General features: G+C 70.9%; 17 protein-coding genes. 8 read left to right on the top strand and 9 right to left on the bottom strand.

The window, feature by feature from the left end; genetic code table 11:
- Positions 1-270 precede the first annotated feature (270 nt).
- The 4 genes from ACWDD7_RS14175 to ACWDD7_RS14160 form a co-directional block, all read right to left on the bottom strand.
- Positions 271-498 (bottom strand): hypothetical protein, encoded by a 228-nt coding sequence (locus ACWDD7_RS14175; RefSeq protein ID WP_351865665.1) that lies wholly within the window; start codon positions 496-498, stop codon positions 271-273.
- 21 nt (positions 499-519) lie between these two features.
- Positions 520-4,794, bottom strand: coding sequence for a polymorphic toxin type 17 domain-containing protein (locus ACWDD7_RS14170; protein WP_450457520.1), 4,275 nt, complete (start codon positions 4,792-4,794; stop codon positions 520-522).
- Entirely contained in the window at positions 4,784-5,149 is a 366-nt protein-coding gene (locus ACWDD7_RS14165) for a hypothetical protein (RefSeq protein ID WP_450457519.1), read from the bottom strand. The genes ACWDD7_RS14170 and ACWDD7_RS14165 overlap by 11 nt, the downstream gene beginning before the upstream one ends.
- Before the next feature lie 624 nt (positions 5,150-5,773).
- Positions 5,774-6,196: a secondary thiamine-phosphate synthase enzyme YjbQ gene (locus ACWDD7_RS14160; RefSeq protein WP_351865654.1), complete on the bottom strand. Its 423-nt coding sequence runs from the start codon at positions 6,194-6,196 to the stop codon at positions 5,774-5,776.
- Between the two features lie 71 nt (positions 6,197-6,267).
- Here ACWDD7_RS14160 and ACWDD7_RS14155 point away from each other — a divergent pair, with 71 nt between their 5' ends.
- A complete protein-coding gene (locus ACWDD7_RS14155) occupies positions 6,268-7,347 on the top strand; it encodes an NAD(P)-binding domain-containing protein (protein ID WP_450457518.1) in 1,080 nt (359 codons plus the stop codon).
- A 21-nt stretch (positions 7,348-7,368) separates the two neighbouring features.
- Here the strand turns inward: ACWDD7_RS14155 and mltG are convergent, their stop codons facing one another.
- Both mltG and ACWDD7_RS14145 read right to left on the bottom strand, forming a co-directional pair.
- Positions 7,369-8,265 carry an endolytic transglycosylase MltG gene (mltG, locus tag ACWDD7_RS14150; RefSeq protein ID WP_351865649.1) on the bottom strand — a complete coding sequence of 299 codons (897 nt, stop codon included), beginning with the start codon at positions 8,263-8,265 and terminating at the stop codon, positions 7,369-7,371.
- A 130-nt stretch (positions 8,266-8,395) separates the two neighbouring features.
- Entirely contained in the window at positions 8,396-10,198 is a 1,803-nt protein-coding gene (locus ACWDD7_RS14145) for an ABC transporter ATP-binding protein (protein ID WP_351865648.1), read from the bottom strand.
- Between the two features lie 114 nt (positions 10,199-10,312).
- On the opposite strand from ACWDD7_RS14145, the gene ACWDD7_RS14140 reads away from it, so the two are divergent.
- Positions 10,313-10,762, top strand: coding sequence for a MarR family winged helix-turn-helix transcriptional regulator (locus ACWDD7_RS14140; protein WP_351865646.1), 450 nt, complete (start codon positions 10,313-10,315; stop codon positions 10,760-10,762).
- Positions 10,763-10,819: 57 nt separating this feature from the next.
- Here ACWDD7_RS14140 and ACWDD7_RS14135 read toward each other — a convergent pair whose 3' ends face one another.
- Complete coding sequence (locus tag ACWDD7_RS14135) at positions 10,820-12,430, bottom strand: peptide-N4-asparagine amidase (RefSeq protein ID WP_450457517.1); 1,611 nt, start codon at positions 12,428-12,430, stop codon at positions 10,820-10,822.
- Between the two features lie 137 nt (positions 12,431-12,567).
- Between ACWDD7_RS14135 and ACWDD7_RS14130 the strand changes: the two genes are divergently transcribed.
- Positions 12,568-14,229 (top strand): M1 family metallopeptidase, encoded by a 1,662-nt coding sequence (locus ACWDD7_RS14130; protein WP_450457516.1) that lies wholly within the window; start codon positions 12,568-12,570, stop codon positions 14,227-14,229.
- A gap of 228 nt (positions 14,230-14,457) precedes the next feature.
- Positions 14,458-16,464 (top strand): N-acetylmuramoyl-L-alanine amidase, encoded by a 2,007-nt coding sequence (locus tag ACWDD7_RS14125; protein WP_450457515.1) that lies wholly within the window; start codon positions 14,458-14,460, stop codon positions 16,462-16,464.
- 112 nt (positions 16,465-16,576) lie between these two features.
- Here the strand turns inward: ACWDD7_RS14125 and ACWDD7_RS14120 are convergent, their stop codons facing one another.
- Positions 16,577-17,215, bottom strand: coding sequence for a hypothetical protein (locus tag ACWDD7_RS14120; RefSeq protein WP_450457514.1), 639 nt, complete (start codon positions 17,213-17,215; stop codon positions 16,577-16,579).
- Positions 17,216-17,361: 146 nt separating this feature from the next.
- Between ACWDD7_RS14120 and ACWDD7_RS14115 the strand changes: the two genes are divergently transcribed.
- The 4 genes from ACWDD7_RS14115 (at position 17,362) to ACWDD7_RS14100 (ending at position 21,962) form a co-directional block, all read left to right on the top strand.
- On the top strand, positions 17,362-19,179 hold the full coding sequence (locus ACWDD7_RS14115; protein ID WP_450457513.1) for an ABC transporter transmembrane domain-containing protein: 1,818 nt from the start codon (positions 17,362-17,364) through the stop codon (positions 19,177-19,179).
- Complete coding sequence (locus tag ACWDD7_RS14110) at positions 19,176-20,957, top strand: ABC transporter ATP-binding protein (protein ID WP_450457512.1); 1,782 nt, start codon at positions 19,176-19,178, stop codon at positions 20,955-20,957. The genes ACWDD7_RS14115 and ACWDD7_RS14110 overlap by 4 nt, the downstream gene beginning before the upstream one ends.
- Positions 20,958-21,167: 210 nt before the next feature.
- Entirely contained in the window at positions 21,168-21,638 is a 471-nt protein-coding gene (locus tag ACWDD7_RS14105) for a DUF5709 domain-containing protein (RefSeq protein ID WP_351865628.1), read from the top strand.
- A 60-nt stretch (positions 21,639-21,698) separates the two neighbouring features.
- Complete coding sequence (locus ACWDD7_RS14100; protein ID WP_392218578.1) at positions 21,699-21,962, top strand: type B 50S ribosomal protein L31; 264 nt, start codon at positions 21,699-21,701, stop codon at positions 21,960-21,962.
- 32 nt (positions 21,963-21,994) lie between these two features.
- Here ACWDD7_RS14100 and ACWDD7_RS14095 read toward each other — a convergent pair whose 3' ends face one another.
- Positions 21,995-22,789, bottom strand: a complete 795-nt coding sequence (locus tag ACWDD7_RS14095; protein ID WP_450457511.1) for a metal-dependent hydrolase — start codon at positions 22,787-22,789, stop codon at positions 21,995-21,997.
- Positions 22,790-22,893: the final 104 nt, after the last annotated feature.

Here is a 22,893-nt window from a genome sequence, read left to right as displayed (position 1 = left end):
CGCGGACGTGCGGCCTGGCCGTTGATCTTCACCGGGCGGGGACCTCCTGCCGGGACGTGCTGCCCGCCAGATGGGTGACCCGATGGTCGCCACCCCCGGAACGAGTTCAGGGAAAGCATGCAGTCGGAACGGCCCCAGCGCACGCCCCGTAAAGGCGAGGCCGGTTGACTGTTGTCCCCTCAGGCGGCGCGTCGGATGGCCGGGGCGGACCGAACGGCTCGCGTACGCCCGCGTCGTAGACAGTGACGCCCAGTCCGTCGGCGACCGCCGTCAGTAGTAGTCCTCCTGCTTTCGCATACGCCCCGTGGGCTCGATCTCCTCACGGAGGAATGTGTACACCTCCTCCTCTCCGTCGACCATCACGGCGTAGGCAGGCGGAGTCGCTTCGTCGGGCGGCTCGGTGATGCCGAGGATGCCTCCGAGCTTGCCCTCCAGATCCGGTCTGTCGGAGGCCTGGAGAACGCGCACTTCTCCGTAGAACGGGAGGGTGTCCGCCATCTTTAGGTCAGTCCTTTCCGATCACTTGTGAGTGATCTCGCCGTCGAGGGACACATTGAGGTGGCTACCGTCTCTGCTGAGCCACCCCATCTTGGCCTTGCCCAGCTTGCTCAGCTGAACATCCCATTCGAACGGCTGCCCGGCGGTCCTGGACGGCCCCTTGATCCATTCATTACCGAACCGGTCGATATAACCCTTCCGAGCGCCGCGGGGCAGGCCCGTACTGACCGACACTCTCTTGTCCGGGACGAAGCGGATGCGTCCCGTGTGGGGGAGCTGAGCGTCCTTGATGAGCCCCTTGACCCCGGTCCGGGGCGTGGGAACGACCTCTTCGCACTTCAGACCCAGCGGGTCGACCAGCAGCAGCGGCGCGTCGACGTAAGCATAGTGATCGGGAGCGGCGTCGAGCCCAAGCGGGTCGGGGCTGAGGTACCGGGCTACTTCCGGATCGTAGTAGCGGAAGTAGTTGTAGTTCAGGCTCGTCTCAGTGTCGGCGTACTGGCCCGGAAAGCGCAGCGGACAGACAACAGATTCCGGGTCGTCGGTCCCAGCAGGAACGTGGGTGCCCCACAAGGTGCTACGACGCTGCCACACCACCTCGCCCTCTTCGGCGACGAGTTCCATGGGGGAACCGGCGTTGTCGGTGATGACTGCGAGAAAACGCGTGTCGTTCTCGGGGCCCGTCTCCTGCGCGAGTCGCGCGAGGAAGGAGTCTCCCCCAGGGACAGGCGACGGTGTGTGATGGGTCTGGGTGACCGGGCGGTGGGTGTGCGGTTCGTAGTCCCACGTGGTCACCTTGCCGTCCGGGCCCGCCTCTTCGGTCAGACGGGTGTCATCCCAGGAGAATTCGACACGGTCGACGGTTGATCCATCGTCGGTCACACGGTGCTTGGAGATGCGCCGGCCCAGCGGATCGTAGGTGTACCTCCATCTGTCGCCGCTCGGCGTGACCACCTCGGTCAGGCGGTCCTCCGCGTTCCATCCGTAGGACCATGTATGCGTTTTCCCGCTGAGGAGTCTGCGCGTACGCCGGATGACCCGGCCTTGGGCATCGTGCTCGTACGTCGTCCGCCCCGCCCGGCGGACGATCATGCCCTCGAACGCGCGCTCACCGGGGGAGCCGTGGCCGGGCGCCGACGCCTCCCGCACTTTGCCGGTGGTGTCGTAGGCGTAGGTCTCGGTCCAGCCGTGCGCCTGTACCTCTGTGACCCGGCCCGTACCGTCCAGGCTGAAGCGGCGTGTGCCCGAAGTCAGCTCTCGGATCTCGGTGAGATGGCCGTCGACCCGATACGCGTACGTACGGTGCTGAAGGAGGCGGTCCGGAACGGCCCCGGCGGTGACGGAGGTCAGAGACTGCGCGGTCATCTGCCCGTTCGGGTTCCAGCTCTGTGTGAGCGTCGCTCCCTCTCCGAACCGGCGCTTGATCTCACGACCCGCGGCGTCGTGCGAGAAGTCCAGCGAGCCTGCCACTGAGCGCAGTCGCATCGGTCGTCCGGCCGCGTCGTACGTCCAGTCCGACGCCAGGCCGGACGGTGCCACACGCCGAGTACGGCGCCCGAGGGCGTCGTACTGGAAGACCGACGTGCGATCGTCGACCGTCTCCGACAGGATCCGCCCCCGTGCGTCCCGTTCCAGGACCACCTGGGCGTCCGTGTTGGCCGCGCGGCACAGGTTGCCGTCCGGTGTGTACGCGTATGCCGTGATCTCACCGCTGTCGGTTTCCTGGGCCACGACCCTGCCGCGCGCGTCACGTGTGAAGCGCAGGATCTCGCCGGCACCGTTGGTCCTGGCGATCAACTTGCCCGCGGCGTCAAACGCGTATGTCAGCGTGCGCCCGTTGAAGTCCGTCTCCGCGATCAGCCGGCCGGCCTCGTCATAGAGGTAGGACCATGTTCGCCCCTCGGGGTTGGTGACGCCTGTCAGACGCAACTCGGTGTCGTAGGTGAACCCGTACCGGGTGCCGTCCGAGTCTGTGCGGGTTGCCGGGACGTCGAAGGGTGCGGCCGTCTGCCGGGTCGTATTTCCGGCGAGATCGGTGTGCGCGATCAGATTGCCTTCAGCGTCCCAGGTCCAGGATTCGCGCGTGCCGTCGGGACACTCGCGCCACTCCGGCTTGCCCTCAAGGGTCCATCCCATGCGTGTGGTGTGACCGAGTGGGTCCGTCACCGCCACGATCCGGCCGAACACGTCGCGGCCCACCGTCGTCTCATGTCCCAGCTCGTCGCTGAGCGTGATCGGCAGACCGGCCGCATTCGACTCGATTGTCCGAGTGTGACCCAGCGCGTCTGTGACCGCGATGAGGTGCCCTGAACTGTCGTACTCGTAGCGGGTCTCGGCACCGGTCGGATCCGTGGTGACACGCACATTGCCGCGGCTGTCGTAGGTGTGCCGCCAGACCGCCCCGCCCGGCTCGATGACCTTTGTCGGCAGTCCGAGCGCGTTGTACTCCGCCTGTACCTCCGCCCCATCGGGGAGAGTCAGGCCGGTGAGGTTGCCTGCGTCGTCGTACGCGTAGCGCGTGGTGTGGCCCAGCGGGTCCGTCACCGCGAGCGGCCGTGTCCCGTACTCGTCCCACTCGGTCCGTGTGACATGGCCCAGCGGGTCCGTCTCCTCCACCACCATCCCTTCGGCGTTGTACCGGTACACCGATACGTGGCCCTGGGAGTCGGTGTACGTCGTGGTGCGGGTGGTGTCGTCGTAGGTCAGGGTGCCGGAGAGGATGCCGTCGATGCCCTCGGTGCGGGTGACCCGGCCGCGCTCGTCGTAGGCGTAGGAAAACCAGATGCCGTTGCGGTCGGTCCAGCGGGTGAGGCGGCCCTCGGGGTCGTAGCTGAAGCGCAGGGGTTCGCCGCTGGAGTTGATGACCTCCGTGAGGCTGCCGGTGGCGTCGTAGCAGTAACGCATGACGACCGTGCCCTCGTCAGTCGCACGGTCCGGGCGGTAGCGGGAGGACGGCTCGTCCAGGAGGCGCAGAGCTGTGACGCGGGGGCCCTGGGTGTCGACGGCGATGTAGTAGCCGCCGGAGTGGCGGATGCCGAACGGGATGCCCTGGTCGTCGCGTTCGATGTCCATGCGGTTGCCGTTTCGGTCGCTCCAGGAGTCCAGGGCCAGGTGGAACACGCCGAAGGACGGTGACGGGACCGGGGCGGCAAACGTGCGGACCACGCCCGTAGACGGGTCCGTGACCGCCATCGCGCCATCCGGCTCGCCGTCCCACTCCAGCGACCAGCGGGCACCCTTCACCGGCATCGTGGGAACGCCGGGTTCCGGCACCGGGTACACCAGGCGCATGCCGTCGGCAGCGGCGAACACGACGCCCTCACCGTCGATCTGGAGGCACTCGTCGAGGGTGGACATCCAGGTCGGACCGAAGCAGACGCCTCCCCGGCAGGAGGAGAGGTGGGTGCGCGTGAACTGAAGCGGCAGGCTGCCCGGCAGGGTCAGGTCGGTCTGCGTCGTCAGCATCGCGCCGGTCGCCACGTCGATCGGCTCGCCCACGCACGGCGTGTCGTCGGCGTTGCGGGCCGCCGGGCCGAGATCGACCAGGTCGGGGCGGAGCGATGGCGGGCGCAGTAGCAGTGGGGTGGTGTCGGCGAGGCCGCCTTCCATGCTGGCCTTCAGCAGGCCGCCGCCCGCTCCCAGGGCGCCACCGAAGATCATGCCGTTCTCGGCGGCCTGGTTGACCTCGTCCAGGCTGAAGCCGTGCTGCAGACCCGTGGCCATCTGCAGCGGCTGGGCCACCGCGAGGTCGACGGTGACCGACTCGACCCCGCCGAACGCGACGCCGACGAAGGCGCCTCCGATGATGTCGGCCACCACCGTGGAGACCCCGACGCCGATCGTGGCGCCGAACTCGATGACCGCGTCCGCCGCAACTGCCGCCGCACCCGAGGCAATGCCCGCGGTCATGATGGCCAGCGCCACGCCACCCGCGATCACGGCGGCGTCGACGGCGATCCGCGTCCACAGCTTGTTGATCGCATCGTCGATGGCGTCGGCGAACTTCTCCAGCGCGCCGGCCATGTCCCGCGACGACTTCGCGAGGTCGCTCAGCCAGCCGCCGTCCTTGCCTTTGGCGTAGCGGTCCCAGAACTTGTGGAACGCCTCGATCGACTCACCCGTGTTGTTGTGGATGATCCCGGAAGCGCTGCGGTGCACCGGGGAACGGACGTCATCCACCGAATGAGCGAACGCACGCCAGGCTTTCGCCGCGTCCCGCAGCTTGCCGGAGTCGGCCTCCGGCCACCACAGGCCCATGTCGAGAAGGATGTGGCGGGCCTTGCTCTCAATGCTCACCGGCACCGTCGCTCTGCTTGTGGATCTTCACTTCCGTGAACATTCCCGCGACCAGCTTGTCGTTGTCCACGTGCCCGTCGGCCATGTCGACCATGGCTTCATGAATGCTCGTCAGACCGAGCACCAGGATCCCCGCCGCGCTCTCGATCGACTTCTGGTGCGGCTTGTAGACGCCGCCGAACTGATTGCCCTGCTTGTCGTGACCCCAGGGCTCGCCGAGGGCATCAAGGGTCTGGACGAGAGCGGTCAGGGCCTTGCCCAGATCGACGGCCCCTTGATGGAAGGCAGGTGCCGCCGCCTTGATGTCGGCGGTCTTGATGTCCAGCACCTTGCCGGGGACCTTGCCGTCACCCATCGCTGCCGCCTCCCCCTGGTTCGCAACTGCGGCTTCTGACCCTAAAGGAGGCGGGCCATGAGAAGGTCATAGCAAAGGCACACGAAGGCAATGTACCGGCGGTGACGCAGTGCCGCGCAACCACGTTGCGCGGCACCTCGGAGCTGTCGGAGGGCAGCCGCACGTGCGCACAGCAGAGAGATCAAGCGGCGTCGGCTCGCCGCCACGACGCACCATCCGGTGCCGCCTTCGCGGCCTGGGCCACCACACCCGGCGCGTTCACCCTTGCCGCTTCGGCGACTGCCGTCGTCATAGCGATCGTCGCCCCGCCCCGACACAATCCGCGTCGATCCCGCTCCCAGCACAAGACTGAGGCTCCGTCCGTCGGGAGCCATCCGGGAACCAACCCGCCCCCAACCGCACCTCCGGGTCAGGCGACGCCAGCCGGGACCCGTCTACGACCGGCGCAAACGCCATCCGCCTTGGCAGGCCCAGCAATCGATCCTCATTCGGAACCAAGAGGTCGCGGGCTCACATCCCGCCGCCCGACCACACCAGAGACCATGACGGCCACGGCCTGATACCGCAGGGGCCGAGGGGCATTGGGTACGGCCGGAATTCGACGCTACGGTTTCCCCACACGCATCAGCCGAGGAAGCTAAGCCGGACCTTGCGCTCGGGATTGTCCCTGTTGGTGTCCACCAGGCACACCGACTGCCAGGTGCCGAGTTCCAGCCGGCCGCCGATCACCGGCAGGGTCGCATGGGGCGGGACGAACGCCGGGAGCACATGGTCGCGGCCGTGGCCGGGGCTGCCGTGGCGGTGCTGCCAGCGGTCGTCGGCGGGGAGCAGGGTGTGCAGGGCGGCGAGGAGGTCCTCGTCACTGCCCGCGCCGGTCTCGATGACGGCGATCCCGGCGGTGGCGTGCGGGACGAAGATGTTCAGCAGACCGTCGCGGCCGCCCGCGGTCTCCCGCAGGAAGTCCTCGCAGTCCCCGGTGAGGTCGACCACGCGTTCCCGGGAGCCGGTGGAGACGTTCAGGATTCGGGTGGTGAAGGCATCTGACATGCCTCCCATCCTGGCGCATGCCTGTGACACCGGGCGGGAAGAGCGGTGCATGGCACGCTGTTGGTAGAAGCGTGAACGAAATGCGTGAGGTCGAGGTGGTCGTCGTCGGCGCTGGTCAGGCCGGACTGTCCAGCGCCTATCACTTGCGCCGGGCCGGCTTCGAGCCGGACCGCGACTTCGTGGTGCTCGACCACTCCCCCGCGCCGGGCGGCGCCTGGCAGTTCCGCTGGCCCTCGCTGACGTACGGCAAGGTGCACGGGATGCACGCGCTCCCCGGGATGGAGCTGACCGGCGCCGATCCGGCGCGGCCGTCGGCCGAGGTCGTCGGCGCGTACTTCGACCGGTACGAACACGCCTTCGACCTGCGGGTACGGCGCCCGGTGGAGGTGCGGGCGGTGCGCGAGGGGGACGGCGGGCGACTGCTCGTGGAGTCCTCCGCCGGCACCTGGTCGGCCCGTGCGCTGATCAACGCGACCGGCACCTGGGACCACCCGTTCTGGCCGCGCTATCCGGGCCAGGAGACCTTCCGCGGGCGGCAGTTGCACACCGCGCAGTACACCGGGCCGGAGGAGTTCGCCGGACGGCGGGTGGTGGTCGTGGGCGGCGGCGCCTCCGGCACCCAGCACCTGCTGGAACTCGCCCCGTACGCGGCCGCGACCACCTGGGTCACGCGGCGGCCGCCCGTCTTCCGCGAGGGGCCGTTCGACGAGGAGGCGGGGCGGGCCGCCGTCGCGCTGGTGGAGGAACGGGTGCGCGAGGGGCTGCCGCCGCACAGCGTGGTCTCGGTCACCGGGCTGCCCCTGAACGACGCGATCCGCCGGGGGCTCGCGGACGGGGTCCTGGACCGGCGGCCGATGTTCGACCGGATCACCCCCGACGGCGTGGAGTGGCGGGACGGCGACCGCGTGGACGCCGATGTGATCCTGTGGGCGACCGGGTTCCGGGCGGCGCTCGGCCATCTCGCGCCACTGCGGCTGCGCGAGCCCGGCGGCGGGATCCGGGTGGAGGGGACGCGCGCCGTGGCCGACCCCCGGGTCCACCTCGTCGGCTACGGACCCTCGGCCAGCACGATCGGGGCCAACCGGGCCGGCCGCTCGGCCGTACGGGACATCAGACGGCTGCTGGCGGAGGACCGGTCGGTCGCCGCGTGACGAACCGCCGGAGCTGTCGGCTCAGCCGGCCTCCCCGGACCGCGGCGCGGACGACGAGGAGGGGCTCGGGCTCCGGCTCCCGCCCGTCTGCTGCCCCGCCTTCTGCTGCAGGGAGTTGAACTCCTCCACATTGCGCATATGCGTCTCGTAATCGGCGGTGAACCGGGTGTCCCCCGGCTTGACCGTCACGAAGTACAGCCAGTCGCCCGGCGTCGGGTTGATGGCGGCGCGCATCGCGTCCTCGCCCGGGTTGCCGATCGGCGTCGGCGGCAGGCCCATGCGCTGATAGGTGTTGTACGGGCTGTCGCTCTTGGTGTCGTCCTCCGTGGTGCGCGCGCGGCCCAGCGCGTAGCTCAGGGTGGAGTCCAGTTGCAGCGGCATCCCGCGCTCCAGCCGGTTGAGGATGACCCGGGCGACCTTGCCCATGTCCTCCTTCTTCACGGCCTGGGCCTGGATGATGCTGGCGACGGTGAGGGCCTGGTAGACGTTCAGCGAGTTGCGCTGGGCCCCGGCGGCGACCGGTGCGCCGTCGAACTTCTGGTGGGCGGTGTCCACCATGGAGCGCAGCACGGACTCGGGCGTCGCGCCCTTGCGCAGGGGGTAGGAGGTCGGGAAGAGATAGCCCTCCGGGTTGCCCCCGGCGTCCTTGGGCAGCGTCAGCCGGGCCTTGCCGAGTGAGGTGCGGGTGCTGCCCGAAGGCAGGGCGAGCGCCTTGTCGATCGCCTCGTACACCTGGCTCGCGCGCCAGCCCTCCGGGACGACGAGTGCGGCGGACCTGGGTGCCTCATGGTGATCGGCCACCGTCAGCAGCGGCACCGCCACGGCGGTACCGGCCACGACGACACCGGTCACGACGAGGGCGAGTCTGCCCCGGCGTGTCAGTCGGATCCTGCTCCGTGGCGGAATAAGCGTCTGCATGCGGGAACCGTAATACGTAGATCACCGCAAACCCGGCATATATTCAGCTTGTCGGCCCAGTCACCCGTCGCACCCCGCCACCCCGGCCGTCCTCCGGAGCCGGTCGGCCCGCGAGTCCCGGTCACCGCGTTCACCCCGTCGGCTCCAACTGCGCGTCCCTGCGCACCAGGGCCGCGTACCGCCCGTCGCGCTCCAGCAGTTCCTCGTGCGTGCCGCGTTCGGCGACGTGTCCGGAGTCCAGCACCACGATCTGGTCGGCGCCGCGGACGGTGGACAGCCGGTGGGCGATGGTGATCGTCGTACGGTTCGCCGAGAGGGCGTCGATGGCCTCCTGAACGGCGGCCTCGGTCCGGGTGTCCAGGGCACTGGTCGCCTCGTCCAGGATGAGGACAGGCGGGTCGCGCAGGATGGTGCGGGCTATCGCGAGGCGCTGCTTCTCGCCACCGGAGAAACGGTGGCCGCGCTCACCCACGACCGTGTCGTAGCCGTCGGGCAGCGCCGCTATGTGGTCGTGGATCTGCGCGGCCCGGGCCGCCGCGTGCAGTTCCTCGTCGGTGGCACCCGGCTTGGCGAAGCGCAGGTTATCGGCGACGGAGGCGTGGAAGAGGTACGTCTCCTGCGAGACGACGCCGACCGCGCGGGCGAGGGTGTCGAAGTCGAGGTCGCGGACGTCTGTCCCGTCGAGGGTGACCCGGCCGCCGGTGACGTCGTACAGCCGGGGCACCAGGTAGCCCAGCGTGGACTTGCCCGCACCGGTCGGGCCGACGACCGCGAGACTGCCGCCGGCGGGGACGGTGATGTCGACGCCGTCGAGGACGGGGCCGCCCTTGTCGTCGTAGCGGAACTCGACCTCCTCGAAGCGGACTTCACCCTTGACCCGGTCGAGGTGGACCGGCCGCGGGCGCTCGGTGATGTCGATCGGCAGGTCCAGGTACTCGAAGATGCGCTGGAAGAGCGCGAGGGAGGTCTGGATCTGGACGCCGGTGGCGAGCAGGCTCACGGCCGGGCGGAACAGGCCCTGCTGGAGCGAGACGAAGGCGACGATGGTGCCGAGCGAGACCTGGGGACCGCCGAACTGGAGGGCGAGGCCGGCCGTCCAGTAGATGACGGCGGGCATGGCGGCCATGACGATGGTGATCACGGCCATGCGCCAGCGCCCGGCCATGTTCGATCTGACCTCCAGGTCGACCAGCCGCTCGGACTCCTGGGCGAAGGAGCCGGTGAGCGAGTCGGTGCGGCCCATGGTGCGGCCGAGCAGGATGCCGCTGACCGAGAGGGACTCGGTGACCGTGGCGGCCATCGCGGCCATCTGCTTCTGGCGCTCCGTGGTGATCCTCTTGCGCTCGTTGCCGACGCGCCGGCTGATCCAGACGAAGGCCGGGAGCAGGAGCAGCGAGACGATCGTGAGCCGCCAGTCGAGGGCGACCATGGCGACGATGGTGGCGACCACGCTGGTGACGTTGGAGACCAGGGAGGTGGCGGTGGAGGTGACCGTCGCCTGCATGCCGCCGATGTCATTGGCTATGCGGGACTGCACCTCGCCGGTGCGCGTGCGGGTGAAGAAGGCGAGCGACATGCGCTGCAGGCGCCCGTAGACGGCGGTGCGCAGGTCGTGCATGACGCGCTGGCCGACGGTGGTCGAGATCAGCGTCTGGAGCACGCCGAAGACGCTGGAGAGGACCGCGCTGAGGATCATGCCGAGGGCGAGCAGGCTCAGCAGGCCGGTGCGGCCGCGCGGGATCGCGACGTCGAGGATCTCCTTCAGCAGGAACGGTGTGGCCACCGAGACCAGCGAGGAGGCGCCGACCAGCAGGCCGACGATCGCGAGCCGCCCGCGGTAGGGACGGAACAGCTTGAGGATCCGCCGCCACTGCCGGGGCCGGTCCTTGGCGCCGGGGGGCGGGGTCCAGGAGGTCTCACGGTCGGGATGCATGGGCTCCTACGAAGGCGAACGGGCGCCGGACGGGGTCGGCCGACGACGACGGAACGGATCGTAGCTCATTGTTACCTATACTCACAATGAACCGCATCCTGATATTGTTCCCGCATGACCTCCCCCGATCCCGAGGGACTGCTCGCCGAGCAGTTGCTGCGGCTCACCCGCCGGGTGCACCGCATCCAGAAACGCCATCTGGAACGGCGCGAACTGGGCATAACCCCCGCCCAGTCCCGGCTGCTGCGCACCCTCGCGCACTACGACTCGCCGCCGCGCATGGCCGATCTGGCCCAACGCCTGGAGGTGGTGCCGCGCGCGGTGACGACGCTGGTCGACGGTCTCGAAGCGAGCGGCAAGGTGCGCCGGGCACCGGACCCGGCGAACCGGCGCGTGACCCGGATCGAGGTGACCGAGGAGGGACGGGCGACCCTGCGCGAACTGCGCGGGGCGCGCCGCTCGGCGGCCGAGGAGATACTCGCCCCGCTGACAGAGAAGGAGCGCGAGGTGCTCGGCGTGCTGCTGGACACCCTGATCGACGGCGACGCCGCCAAGCCCTGCTGACCCCCGGCACGGCGGGTGGACCCCCCGCACCGAGGGACCCGCCCTCTGCCCGCGGGGCTAACAGCCGCTGCGGTCCTCCGTCAGCACTCCCTGGGCGGTGGCCAGCACGTGGTCGTAACAGCCGCCCGAGCCGTAGGACCGATAGCGCTCCGACGAGGTGCCGACCGCGTGCCGCCGCTCGCGCGGCACGCCGAGGGTGTACGAGGCGTCACCGTGGTAGGTGTCGTCCGTCCGCGACCATGCGGTGGGCCGTCCGCCCCGCAGTTCGGTCACCGAGGCGCGGTCGCCCAGGGTCAGCACCGTGCGCAGCCGGTCGTCGGAGCCGATGGCGGTGGCGCCGTTCATGGTGTACGTCCGCAGCGTGTGCGCCGACCGCTCGGGGCCGGCCCCGACCGTGGTGACGGTCTGGTCATCAATCCAGGTGGCGTCCAGCCCGTCGGTGTCCTCGCCGTCGGTCCAGCGGTGGACGGAGGTGTCGGCGAGCGTCCGGGTGACGGTGGTGGCCACTCGTCCGTGAGAGGTGTCGAGGTAGCCGCTGACGGTGAGCCGGTGCCCCGCCTCCGTGTCCACCCGGTTCTCGGAACCCGGGGTGTACGTCGAGGAGTCGGCGAGGTCGCTCACCCTGTCCTCGGTGACCGCGCCGGTGAGGTGGTCGCGGTGCGCGTCCTGCCAGACCAGCACGTTCACCGGGGTGCTCCAGCCGGCCTGACCCGCCGGTACGCCCACGACGGTGACCTCGACGAGGTGCGGGCGGCCGTCGTCCAGCAGCGCCGCGAAGGGCGTGAGGTCGTACTCGACGGGACGCACGTCGAAGGCGCCCGGGGCCGGGACGACGTACCAGAGGAACGGGTCGGACCAGCCGCCGGTCCACACGTTCGGATACGGCGCGGCAATGCCCGCGGTACGGCCGTCGACCTTGATCCGCACCTCACGGTAGGGGCCGTGGTCGGCCTTGCAGGAGTAGGACGCCGGGTCGGCGACCGTCAGATACCAGAACTCCTCGCAGCCGCCACCCGATCCGGTGGCGTAGACCTCGGCCACGATCCGCTCGCTGTTGCGCGGTGCGGTGAGCGTCGTGCCGGCGGGCGTGTCGGCGAGGGTGAGCACGCGGTCCGGGGTCCGTTCGGCGGGGCGGCCCGCGTAGAACGTCAGGGTGACCTTGACATCGATGACGCCGGTATAGGTGTCGTCGACCACGTTGCCGATCAGCATCTCGACGTCCCGCGGGCTGCGGAAGGTGTCGCTGTAGCGGGTGACATCCTTCTCGACGTGCCAGGCGATGCCGTCCGGCGAGGGCTCCGGGGTCGAGGTGCGGAGGATCTCGACCCCGCCGACGTGCAGATAGCCGAGCCGGTCGTACTGACGGCCCTTCACCGTGCCGTCCAGGCGGAGTACGACCTTGCTCCAGCGGTCGCCGCACCCCTTGGGCGGGGTGTACGTCCCCTCGTAGGGGGTGAAGTCGCGGAACTGCGCGTCGGCCAGGGCGACCTGACAGGACTTGGTGCGCGGCCTGTCGACGGGCGGGGCGGCGGTCACCGGGTCGTGCCAGTCGGTGCCGAACTCGGCGGGGACGTCGGCGGCTCGCGCGGTCGCGGCCCCGGCGCCGAAGAGGGCGCCTGCCAAGAGGACCGCGGTTGCCAGCATGGACATGACCATCCGTTGTCTCATGGGCGGTTTTCTACGGGGAGTTGGGCGCGACCGCAACGAGCCGACGCCACGCCGGACCCTCGCGGCACACGCCTGGCGCGCCGTCACTCTGACGCATATTTAGTGCTATAAATGGATCATAGTGACATAGTGCGTTCATGGAGATCACGCCCGCAGGCGACCTGGCGGGACCCCCGCGCCAGGGGTCCGGAACGGGGCGCCCGGACAAGAAGCCCGGGAGAGAACGCCCGGACCGAAGGTCCGGACGGCCGCACCAGAGCTTCCTCGGGGCGCGTCCCCGCCGCGCGGCCCTCGCCCTCGCCGGTGCCCTCGCCCTGACCGGCACCGCCATCTGCTTCGACCTGCTCCCCCGCGAGGGCCACGGCTCACCCGCCCCCGGCCCCGCCGCCCCGCCGGGGCGCCTGGCCGCCTCGGGCCCGGCAGAGGGCCCGCCCCCGTCCCCCGGCGCGAGCGGCATCGGCGACCCGCTGATGCCGCTCGCGGGAAACGGCGGCTACACGGTCCGCCGTTACACGCTGGACTTCGACTGGCGGGCGCCCCGCACCCCCTTCGAGGCCGGCGCCACGATCAGCGCCACCGCCACCCAGGCGCTGTCCCGCTTCGACCTCGACTTCGCGGGCAACACGCTGCACGGGGTCACGGTCGACGGCGCACCGGCCACGGCCGTACGCGACAGCGACGAACTCGTGATCACCCCCGCCCGGCCGATCCCCCGCGGCGGCGCGTTCACCGTCCATGTCGCCTACACCGCCGACCCCACCCAGCAACGCCACCGCGACGACGCGATCCGTGACTACGGCTGGGTCCCCACGCCCGACGGCACCGTGGTCTGCGCCCAGCCCGACGGCGCAAAGATGATCTTCCCTGCGGACGACCATCCGAGCCTGCGCGCGCCGGTCATCTTCCACGTCACCACCCCCGCGGACATCAGCGCGGTGGCGAACGGACGCCTCGTCAGCACCAGCAAGCGGCCCGGTGGACGTGTCGAGTGGACCTACGACTCCGAGCAGCCGATCGCGGCTCAGCTGGTTCAGCTGGCGATCGGAAAGTTCCGTGTCGTCAACAGCAGAGGCCCGCGCGGGCTGCCGGTGCGCGACGTCGTCCCCGACGGCCTGGTCGGCGACACCGAGGAGTACCGCTCGCTCACCCCGGAGCACCTGGCCTGGCTCGAACAGCGGCTCGGGCCGTATCCGTTCCGCCGCTACGGCGTACTGGTAGGGGACACGGAGCTGCCGGTGGCGCTGGAGACCCAGTCGCTGTCGGTCGTACCGAAGGACGACCTGCTCGGCGACCGGGTCGACGCCGAACGCAACCTCGTGCACGAGCTGACACACCATTGGACCGGCGACAGCGTCGCCGTCCGGCGCTGGTCCGACCTGTGGCTGAGCGAGGGTCACGCCCGCTTCTACGAACGGCTGTACTCCGACTCACACGGCGGCGTCAGCCTGGAGGAGGCGATGCGCGACGCCTACGCGCAGCACGACCAGTGGCGGCACGACGACGGCGCACCCGCCGAACCCACCGCGGACACCCTGTTCAAGGTGATGCGCTACGACGGTTCGGCCCTGGTCCTCTACGCCCTGCGGGAGAAGGTGGGCGCTGCGGTCTTCGAGCGGATCGAGAAGTCCTGGGTGAGCACCTACCGGGGCCGCACGGCCGGCACCCAGGACTTCATCGCCCTCGCCTCCCGGGTCGCCGACGAGGATCTGAAACCCTTTCTGACCGACTGGCTCCACGGCCCGCGCACCCCGCCCATGCCGGGCCACCCGGACTGGCAGGTCGACCCGGTCGAGGACTGAGCCGGATGTCCTCCGCCACCGGCCCGCACGGGCTGCCGCGCTGACGGGCTGTCGGAGCGGAGCCGCTGCCGCCGACCGGGTGGCCTCTGCCGGGCCGCTGGTCCACCCCGGTGACGGTTGGCGCGACGGGACACGCGGGGCACGGAAACGTACGAGGGGTGGTTGTCAGGGGCAACTCCTTTGTCCTGGCTGCGAAGAGCGCGATGAACATGTTTGGAGACCCGTGCCATGAAAAGACCCACCGTCCCACGTGTCCCCAACGGCCGCGTGTGCCGCCGTACCGCCTGCGCCATCGGATTCGCGGCCCTGCTGGCGCCGCTGCTGCTCACCCCGATGACGGACGACGAGGCGCCGGAGCAGCGTCTGCAGGTCGCCTTCACCGATGCCGCCCACGACTTCCATGTGCCGCGCAGTGTGCTCATGAGCGTGTCCTATGTGCAGACCCGCTGGGACGCCCATCCGGGTTCCCCGAGCGTCGCGGGAGGCTACGGGCCGATGCACCTGGTGGACACCAGCCAGTTCCCGGCCGCGTCGCCCTCCACCGGCGTCCAGGGCGGTGGCGCGCTCCAGCCCAGCGCGGGCGCGGCGGGTGCGCCCGCCGCGCGTCCCGAGGGTGTCCTGTCCGGCCGTGCCGTGAAGCCGGCGGACCTCCAGCGCGCCGCCCGGCTTACCGATGCCCCGGCCGGACGGCTGCGCACGGACGCCACCGCCAATGTGCGCGGCGGCGCCGCTCTGCTCGCGGCCACCCAGCAGCAGCTGGGCAAGCCCCTCAGTGACGATCCCGCGGACTGGTGGGATGCGGTGGAACGTTTCCCCGGCACGCCTGACATCACGTCGGCGGCCACGTACGCGAACGACGTCTTCTCGGTGATCCGCAAGGGCGCCCACCGCACCACCGCCGAGGGCCAGGAGGTCTCCCTGCCCGCGAACCCCTCCGTGCGCCCCCACACCGTCCGCACGGAGAAGCCCCGGCACGCCAAGGGGACGGAGTGCCCGGCCGAGGTGTCCTGCGACTGGCTCGCGGCGCCGTACGAGGAGATCGACGACGACGGCGACTACGGCAACCACGACCTCGCCGACCGGCCGCGCGACCAGAAGATCGAGTACATCGTCATCCACGACACCGAGGCCAAGCTGTCCAGCATGTTCCAGACGGTGCAGGACCCGACCGAGGCGTCCTGGCACTACTCGATCCGCTCCAGCGACGGCCACATCACCCAGCACGTCCAGACCAAGGACGAGGCCTGGCACTCCGGCAACCAGTACGTCAACGCCCGCTCCATCGGCATCGAGCACGAGGGCTTCCTCCGGCAGCCGGGCACCTGGTTCACCGAGCAGATGTACCAGTCCTCCGCACGCCTGGTGCGCTATCTGGCCAAGAAGTACGACATCCCGCTCGACCGGCAGCACATCTTCGGCCATGACAACGTACCCTCGCCGACCGGCGACTCCATCCCCGACATGCACGACGACCCGGGCCCCTTCTGGGACTGGCGCCACTACTTCGACCTCCTCGGCGCGCCGCTGAAGGCCACCGCCGGGCAGGACAGCGACATGGTGACGATCCTGCCGGACTACACCACCCACTCGCCCAAGTTCACGGGCTGCCGCAAGGCCGGGGTGACATGTCCGAAGCACGGCTCCAGCGCCGTACGCATGTACACCCGACCGGACGAGAAGGCACCGCTGATCCAGGACCCGGGCCGCCATCCGGACGGCGCGGACTCCACGCTGGACGTCGACGACCTGGGGGCGCGCGCCTCGGCCGGCCAGACCTTCGCCGTCGCGGAACGCCGCGGCGACTGGACCGCGGTCTGGTACCAGGGCCGCAAGGCCTGGTTCAAGAACCCGAAGAAGCAGGAGACGGCGGTGGGCGCGGACGGCAAGATGGTGACGCCCAGGCAGGGCCTGGACGAGATCCCGGTCTTCGGCCGCGCGCTCCCCGAGGAGGACGCCTACCCGGAGGGCATGGAGGAGGAGCCCGAAGCGCCGCTCCCCTACCACTTCCGCGCGGGCCAGCGGTACGTCACCGAGGGCACCATCGACAGTTCCTTCGTCCCGCGCTCGGCCTTCGTCGACACGCCCCAGCCGGTGGTCAAGGGCGAGGAGACCTACTACCAGATCCAGTTCGACCACCGGATCGCCTACGTCCGCTCCAGCGATGTGGACGTGATCGGCTCGGCCGTCACGGCGGGACCGTCGTCGGCGCCCCAGGGCGGCTCGTCGGACAACTGACGGGCGCGCGAACGTCAGGCGCCGAGATCCGCCCGGTCCTCCATCGCCAGCACGGGGTGCCGGGTCGGGTCGAGCGTGCGCAGCAGCACCTCCATGGCGTTCTTCGGCATGCTCACGCAGGCCGAGGTACCGCTCCCGTGGTCCAGGTGCAGCCATATGCCGCCGCCCCTGGCCGCGCCTCGGGGGACGGGGCGTCGCGTGGTGGGGCGCCCGGCACCCGGTTGTGGTCGATGGCGACGACGTGACCGAAGTCGTGCCGGTACGCCGCGGGCCACTCCCGCGGGAACGCGTAGGCGTAGATGTCGTGGTCGTACGGCAGTCTGCTCCCGGGATCGGCGAACGTACCCCCGGCGGCGGACAGCGTGAACACGCCGACCGGGCTGCGCTTGTCGTTCTCGTGGTGGTCGAGGGTCCAGCCGCGCCGTCCGTCGTGCGCCGGCCAACTCCCCGGCCGGTGCCAGCCGATGCCCTGCCGGAGGTAGAGCACCACTTCGGACTCGGCCGATTCCCGGCCCTTGCCGTAGACGGCCACGACCTGGCGGGATGCTTCCGGTTTCCGCGCGTACAGGCGTCTGCCGATGCCCGGGACGCGGGTCGGGCCGGGGGCGGGCACGGGGCCGGAGGCGGTCGACGCGGCCGGGCCGTGGTGGCCCGGCGCGGCGGTGGACGACGCCGTGCCGCAGGCCGAGAGGGTCGTCAGAAGCAGGGTTCCGAGGACCGCCGCCCAGCGCCGCACACGGTCTCTACGCACCCGGCCATGCCGGGATGACGCCCGATTGACGCGAAAACCGTTTGAAATTCCCCACTCTACGCAGCGAACCTTTCACGGCTTGTCCCGGGCCGCCCCCGTCGGCTGCCGCCGTTCCCTGACACCCTGTCACGAGCCATCTGGACGTCATGCAGATTCACGACCTTCCCTATCCCGACCCGGGCGTGCCCGACGCACGCTCGGGACCCCGATTCCTGTGGTGGCTCTGGCGCAATCAACTGGGCGGCCAGCTGAAAGCGCTGGCCTGGGGCCTTCTCCACTTCGCAGCCGTCTCCGCACTCCCCTTCTGCGTCGGCCTCGCGGTGCAGGCCGTCGTGGACCGATCGGGCACCCGGCTGGCCCTGACGGGCGGTCTGATGCTGCTGTGCGGCACGGCCATCGCCGTGGGCGACACCTTCCTGCACCGGGCCGCCGTCACCAACTGGATCACCGCCGCAGCCCGCGTCCAGCAACTCCTCGCCCGCAAGGCGGCGGAACTCGGCTCGGCGCTGACCCGGCGGGTGGCGGCCGGGGAAGTGGTCGCCGTGTCCACCGGTGACGTGGAGAAGATCGGCTGGTTCGTGGAGGCGGCCTCACGCTTCACCGCCGCCGCGCTGACCGTGGTCGTGGTCTGTGTCGGCCTCCTCGTCTACCAGCCCGCGCTCGGCACGGTCGTCGCCGCCGGGCTTCCCGTCGTGGCACTGACGGTCCTGCCGCTGCTGCCGCGCGCCACCCGCCGCGCCGACGTCCAGCGCGAGAAGGCGGGCCGCGCCACCGAGCTGGCCTCGGACACCGTCGCCGGACTGCGGGTGCTGCGCGGCATCGGCGGCGAGGAACTCTTCCTCGACCGCTACCGCCGGGCCTCCCAGGAAGTGCGGCACGCGGCGGTGCGCAGCGCCCGCATGTGGTCGCTGATCTCCGCCGTACAGGTGCTGCTGCCGGGTCTGCTGCTGATCGCGGTCGTCTGGTACGGCGTCCGGCTGGCACGCGAGGGCCGCATCGCCGTCGGTGAACTGGTCACCGTCTACAGCTCGGTGATGGTCCTCAATTATCCGTTGCAGCATTTCCAGGAGATCGCGATGTCCTACTCGTTCTCCCGTCCTTCGGCCAAGCGAGCGGCACGGGTGCTGTCGCTGCGGCGGTCGACGGCAGGCGTCCAGGGAGTACCGGGCGGGGACCGGGCGGACGTGCCGCGCGGCGATCTGTACGATCCCGCGACCGGTCTGGTCGCTCCGTCGGGCCGGCTCACCGCGGTGGTGTGCGGCGACCCGGACGCGGCCGGACGGCTCGCGGAGCGGCTCGGCGGGCACCCCACGGAACCGGGCCGCTCGGTGCTGCTCGGCGGGGAACCGCTGGACGAGCTTCCCCTCGACGTCGCCCGGACCGCCGTCCTCGTCCAGGACAAGGACCCGGTCCTGCTCTCCGGCACCCTGCGCGAACTGCTCGACGTGCCCGCGTCCGGCGCCGTCACGGCCGCCGACGCGCTCGCGGCCGCGCGGTGCGGGGACGTCCTGGACGCCCTGGTCCAGGGGTCCCTGGACACCGCCGATCCGATGGACGCCCGCATCACCGAGCGCGGCCGGTCCCTCTCCGGCGGCCAGCGCCAACGGCTCGCCCTGGCCCGTTCCCTGATCACCGATCCGGAGGTGCTGGTGCTGGACGAACCGACCTCCGCCGTCGACTCGCACACCGAGGCCCGGATCGCGGACGGGCTGCGCCGGCTGCGCTCAGGGCGCACGACGGTGGTGTTCACCTCCTCGCCGCTGCTCCTCGACCGCGCCGACCGGGTGGTCCTGATCCACGAGGACGAGGTCGTGGCGAGCGGCACGCACCGGGAGCTGTTCGACGGCGAGCCCCGGTACCGGCACGTGGTGACCCGGGAGACGGACGACGAACCGGCCGCGGCCGACGAGGGCGCGCTGCTGGACGCCCTCAAGGAGCTGGAAGAAATCGAGGAGAGCGCATGATCGGGGTCGCACCACCGGCGCACGACCCGGCGGCCCCGACGACCGCCCCCACCCTGCCCGTCGGCGCGGTCTCGACCGTACGTGCCTACGTCGCCGAGCTGTTCCGCCGGCACCGCCGGGCCTTCCTGCTGCTGATCACCGTGAACACGGTGGCCGTGATCTCCTCCATGATCGGTCCCTACCTGCTCGGCGACCTGGTCCAGCGGGTGTCGGACGGGGGGCGGGAGCTGCGTCTCGGCCTGACCGCCGGGCTGTTCCTGCTGGCGCTCGCCGTGCAGGCGACGTTCGTCCGGCAGGTACGGCTGCGCGGCGCCATGCTCGGCGAACAAATGCTCGCCGACCTGCGCGAGGACTTCCTCGTCCGGTCGGTCGGACTGCCGCCGGGCGTGCTGGAACGGGCGGGCACCGGCGACCTGCTCTCCCGCATCACCACGGACATCGACCGTCTGGCCAACGCCATGCGCGAGGCCGTGCCGCAACTGGCGATCGGTGTCGTATGGACCCTGCTGCTGCTCGGCGGGCTCGTGGTCACGGCTCCGCCGCTCGCGGCCGCCGTACTCCTCGCGGTGCCGGGGCTGGTGGCCGGCTGCCGCTGGTACTTCAAACGGGCGCCCGCGGCCTACCGTTCGGAGGCCGCCGGGTACGCAGCCGTCGCCGCCGCGCTCGCCGAGACCGTGGACGCCGGCCACACCGTCGAGGCACACCGTCTGGGCGCCCGCCGTGTCGCCCTGTCCGAGCAGCGGATCAAGTCCTGGACCGCGTGGGAGAGGTACACGCTGTGGCTGCGGTCCGTGCTGTTCCCGGTCATCAACGCCACCCACGTCATCGTCCTCGGCTCCGTCCTGATGGTGGGCGGCCTGTTCGTCCTGCACGGCTGGCTCGGGGTGGGCCGGCTGGTCACGGGCGCGCTCGTGGCGCAGATGCTCGTCGACCCGCTGAACCTGATCCTGCGCTGGTACGACGAGGTGCAGGTGGCCCAGGTGTCGCTCGCCCGTCTCGTCGGCGTCCGGGAGATCGAGCCGGGCAGCGGGGACGCGTCGACGGCCCCGGAGGGGCGGGACGTGCACGCCGACCGGGTGCGCTTCGGCTACCGCGAGGGCGTCGACGTGCTGCGCGAGGTGTCCCTCCGGGTCGCGCCGGGCACCCGGCTCGCCCTGGTCGGCCCCTCGGGCGCGGGCAAGTCCACCCTGGGCCGGCTGCTCGCCGGGATCTACGCGCCCCGGAACGGGCGGATCACCCTCGGCGGGGCCGAGCTGTCCCGGATGCCGGCCGAACGCGTCCGCTCGCACGTCGCCCTGGTCAACCAGGAGCACCACGTCTTCGTCGGCTCCCTGCGGGACAACCTCCTGCTGGCCCGCACCGGCGCCGACGACGCCGAGCTGTGGGCGGCCCTGGGAGCCGTGGACGCCGATGGCTGGGCGCGGACGCTGGACCAGGGCCTGGACACCGAGGTCGGATCCGGCGGGCTGACGCTGACCCCGGCGCAGGCCCAGCAGATCGCGCTGGCCAGGCTGGTCCTGGCCGACCCGCACACGCTGGTCCTGGACGAGGCGACCTCGCTCCTCGACCCGCGGGCGGCCCGCCACCTGGAGCGGTCCCTGGCCCGTGTCCTCGACGGCCGCACGGTCGTCGCCATCGCCCACCGGCTGCACACCGCCCACGACGCCGATCTGATCGCCGTGGTGGAAGGCGGCCGGATCACCGAGCTGGGCAGCCATGACGACCTGGTCGCGGCGGGCGGCGCGTACGCGGCCCTGTGGCGGTCCTGGCACGGCTGAGCACCCGGTGCGGGCGGCCCCGGTGGGAGCCGCCCGCACCCCGTGCCGTTGCGCGGTGGTGAGCAGCAGTGGAAGTCTGGAGAACGGCACCGGCTCGGGTTTCGCCCGGGAACCCCCTGGTACACGCCGTGTGACATCCGTGCCGTGTGTGCCGACGGCCCGCCGCCCTTTCCGGCGGTATCCGGCCGTCCTCACCACCTGGAGGTAGTCGTGGACAGCGCCGACGGCTGGGGGGACGACGTCTACCAGCCCGATCCCTCGGAGATCCGGGAGGACTCGGGAGTGCTCGACGTCGAGGACACTCTGGACTTCGACGGTGTCGACGACCCCCTCGACCGCGGCTGGTCCCCTCCGGAGCGGCCGTGGGCGGTGGAACACGACGGTGTGACCGCGGCGGAGCGGAAGGCGGGCGAGACCCTCGATCAACGCCTGGCCGAGGAGGTGCCGGACCGGGAGGTCCCCGACGACGACGGCATCGGCGACTGCGAGGGCACCGACGGGGAACTCCTCGACAACGAGGTCGGCGACCTCCGCTCCGGCCGGCTGGTGGCCCCGGACGAGGGTGCGCACGAGGACGAGGAGGCCGCCCTCGTGGCCAGCGACGTCGGCATCGACGGCGCCGCCGCCTCCGCCGAGGAGGCCGCGATGCACATCGTGGACGAGGACTCCGTCTCCGGCTGAGCCGCGGGCCCTCACCGACCCGCCGGCGCCCTGCCCGACCGCCCCGCGCGAGGAGCCGCCATGCAGCAGGACAAACATCCCGACTACCACCTGGTGGTCTTCCGCGACCGCGCCGCCGGCTATGCGTTCCTGACCCGGTCCACCGCGCGGAGCGAGCAGACCATCGACTGGGACGACGGGCAGACCTACCCGGTGATCGACGTGGAGATCTCCTCGGAGAGCCACCCCTTCTACACCGGCAAGGCCCGCACGGTCGACACCGAGGGCCGCATCGCCCGCTTCGAGCGCCGTTACGGCGGGGCGGATCCGGGCGAGGCCACCTGATCCGTCGCCGCCACCGGAACCGCAGGTCAGACTCAGATCACATTGAGGGCCGCCGCGCAGCCCACCCCTCCGAGCACCATGAACACGGGCATCAGCACCTTCAGCTCGACCCAGCTGCCCGCCCTGAACCGGATCGCCTTCGGTGGGCCCACCGGGTACCAGCGCTTGCGGCCCAGCGGGATCGGCCACAGGATCGGGCAGCCCGAGACGGTCAGCGCGTCCCCGATGTCGTGCACCAGCGCGCCCAGCACGATCGGCAGTCCCAGCCACATGTAATGCTGACCGGGCTCGGTGAACAACCAGTCCGAGCCGTTGCCGGGCTTGTCGAGCACGCCCGCCAGGATCCACGCCGAGGCCGCCGCCAGCAGCCAGACCAGGACGTCGCTGCTGGAGCCCCGCGCCGCCCGCCACAGCAGGCCCTCGATGGCCAGCACCATGTGCACGAACAGGATCGCCAGCACCGCCCAGCGCCCCCCGGTGATCGCCACCGCCGAGGAACCGGCGCCGATCAGGACCGCCCACACCCAGGTGTGCGTCAGCGTGCGGTGGCCGCCGGAGCGGCGCGGGTCGCCCTTCTTCCTGGTCGCCTTGTAGACGGCGTAGGACAGCTTGTCCACGATCTCGCAGAGCCAGTGCGAGATCGGCCCGAAGGCGCGCGAGATGGTGGCCGCCTTGTGGTCGAGGTCCGGGGCGAGCGCGGCGCCGGCGCAGATCAGGGCGCCGACCAGCAGGACCGGCCAGGGCATCGGGTGCCCGGCCGCGGCGGCGGCCGCTCCGACGCCGAGCCAGGCCGCGGCTCCCGACAGTGAGTGTGCTGGTCCCATCATGGCCGCTTCCCGCCCCATTCCTCGTATACCGCTGTCCAGTTGACCTGGTTCGCTGACGCTCCGTCGGCGACACAGCGTAGCTGCCGTGATCTTCCCGGCCCCAG

This window comes from Streptomyces sp. NPDC001056 (assembly GCF_053598955.1).
Note: the sequence above shows the minus strand (reverse complement) of the source record. Positions and strands in the feature narration are given on the sequence as shown.

Excerpts from the sequence above, each read along its gene's own strand:
- ACWDD7_RS14110 (WP_450457512.1), top strand. The coding sequence starts at position 19,176 with ATGATCGGGGTCGCACCACCGGCGCACGACCCGGCGGCCCCGACGACC.
- ACWDD7_RS14145 (WP_351865648.1), bottom strand. The coding sequence starts at position 10,198 with ATGCATCCCGACCGTGAGACCTCCTGGACCCCGCCCCCCGGCGCCAAG.
- ACWDD7_RS14140 (WP_351865646.1), top strand. The coding sequence starts at position 10,313 with ATGACCTCCCCCGATCCCGAGGGACTGCTCGCCGAGCAGTTGCTGCGG.
- ACWDD7_RS14115 (WP_450457513.1), top strand. The coding sequence starts at position 17,362 with ATGCAGATTCACGACCTTCCCTATCCCGACCCGGGCGTGCCCGACGCA.
- ACWDD7_RS14160 (WP_351865654.1), bottom strand. The coding sequence starts at position 6,196 with ATGTCAGATGCCTTCACCACCCGAATCCTGAACGTCTCCACCGGCTCC.
- ACWDD7_RS14095 (WP_450457511.1), bottom strand. The coding sequence starts at position 22,789 with ATGATGGGACCAGCACACTCACTGTCGGGAGCCGCGGCCTGGCTCGGC.
- ACWDD7_RS14135 (WP_450457517.1), bottom strand. The coding sequence starts at position 12,430 with ATGAGACAACGGATGGTCATGTCCATGCTGGCAACCGCGGTCCTCTTG.
- ACWDD7_RS14130 (WP_450457516.1), top strand. The coding sequence starts at position 12,568 with ATGGAGATCACGCCCGCAGGCGACCTGGCGGGACCCCCGCGCCAGGGG.
- ACWDD7_RS14125 (WP_450457515.1), top strand. The coding sequence starts at position 14,458 with ATGAAAAGACCCACCGTCCCACGTGTCCCCAACGGCCGCGTGTGCCGC.
- ACWDD7_RS14100 (WP_392218578.1), top strand. The coding sequence starts at position 21,699 with ATGCAGCAGGACAAACATCCCGACTACCACCTGGTGGTCTTCCGCGAC.
- ACWDD7_RS14165 (WP_450457519.1), bottom strand. The coding sequence starts at position 5,149 with ATGGGTGACGGCAAGGTCCCCGGCAAGGTGCTGGACATCAAGACCGCC.
- mltG (WP_351865649.1), bottom strand. The coding sequence starts at position 8,265 with ATGCAGACGCTTATTCCGCCACGGAGCAGGATCCGACTGACACGCCGG.
- ACWDD7_RS14175 (WP_351865665.1), bottom strand. The coding sequence starts at position 498 with ATGGCGGACACCCTCCCGTTCTACGGAGAAGTGCGCGTTCTCCAGGCC.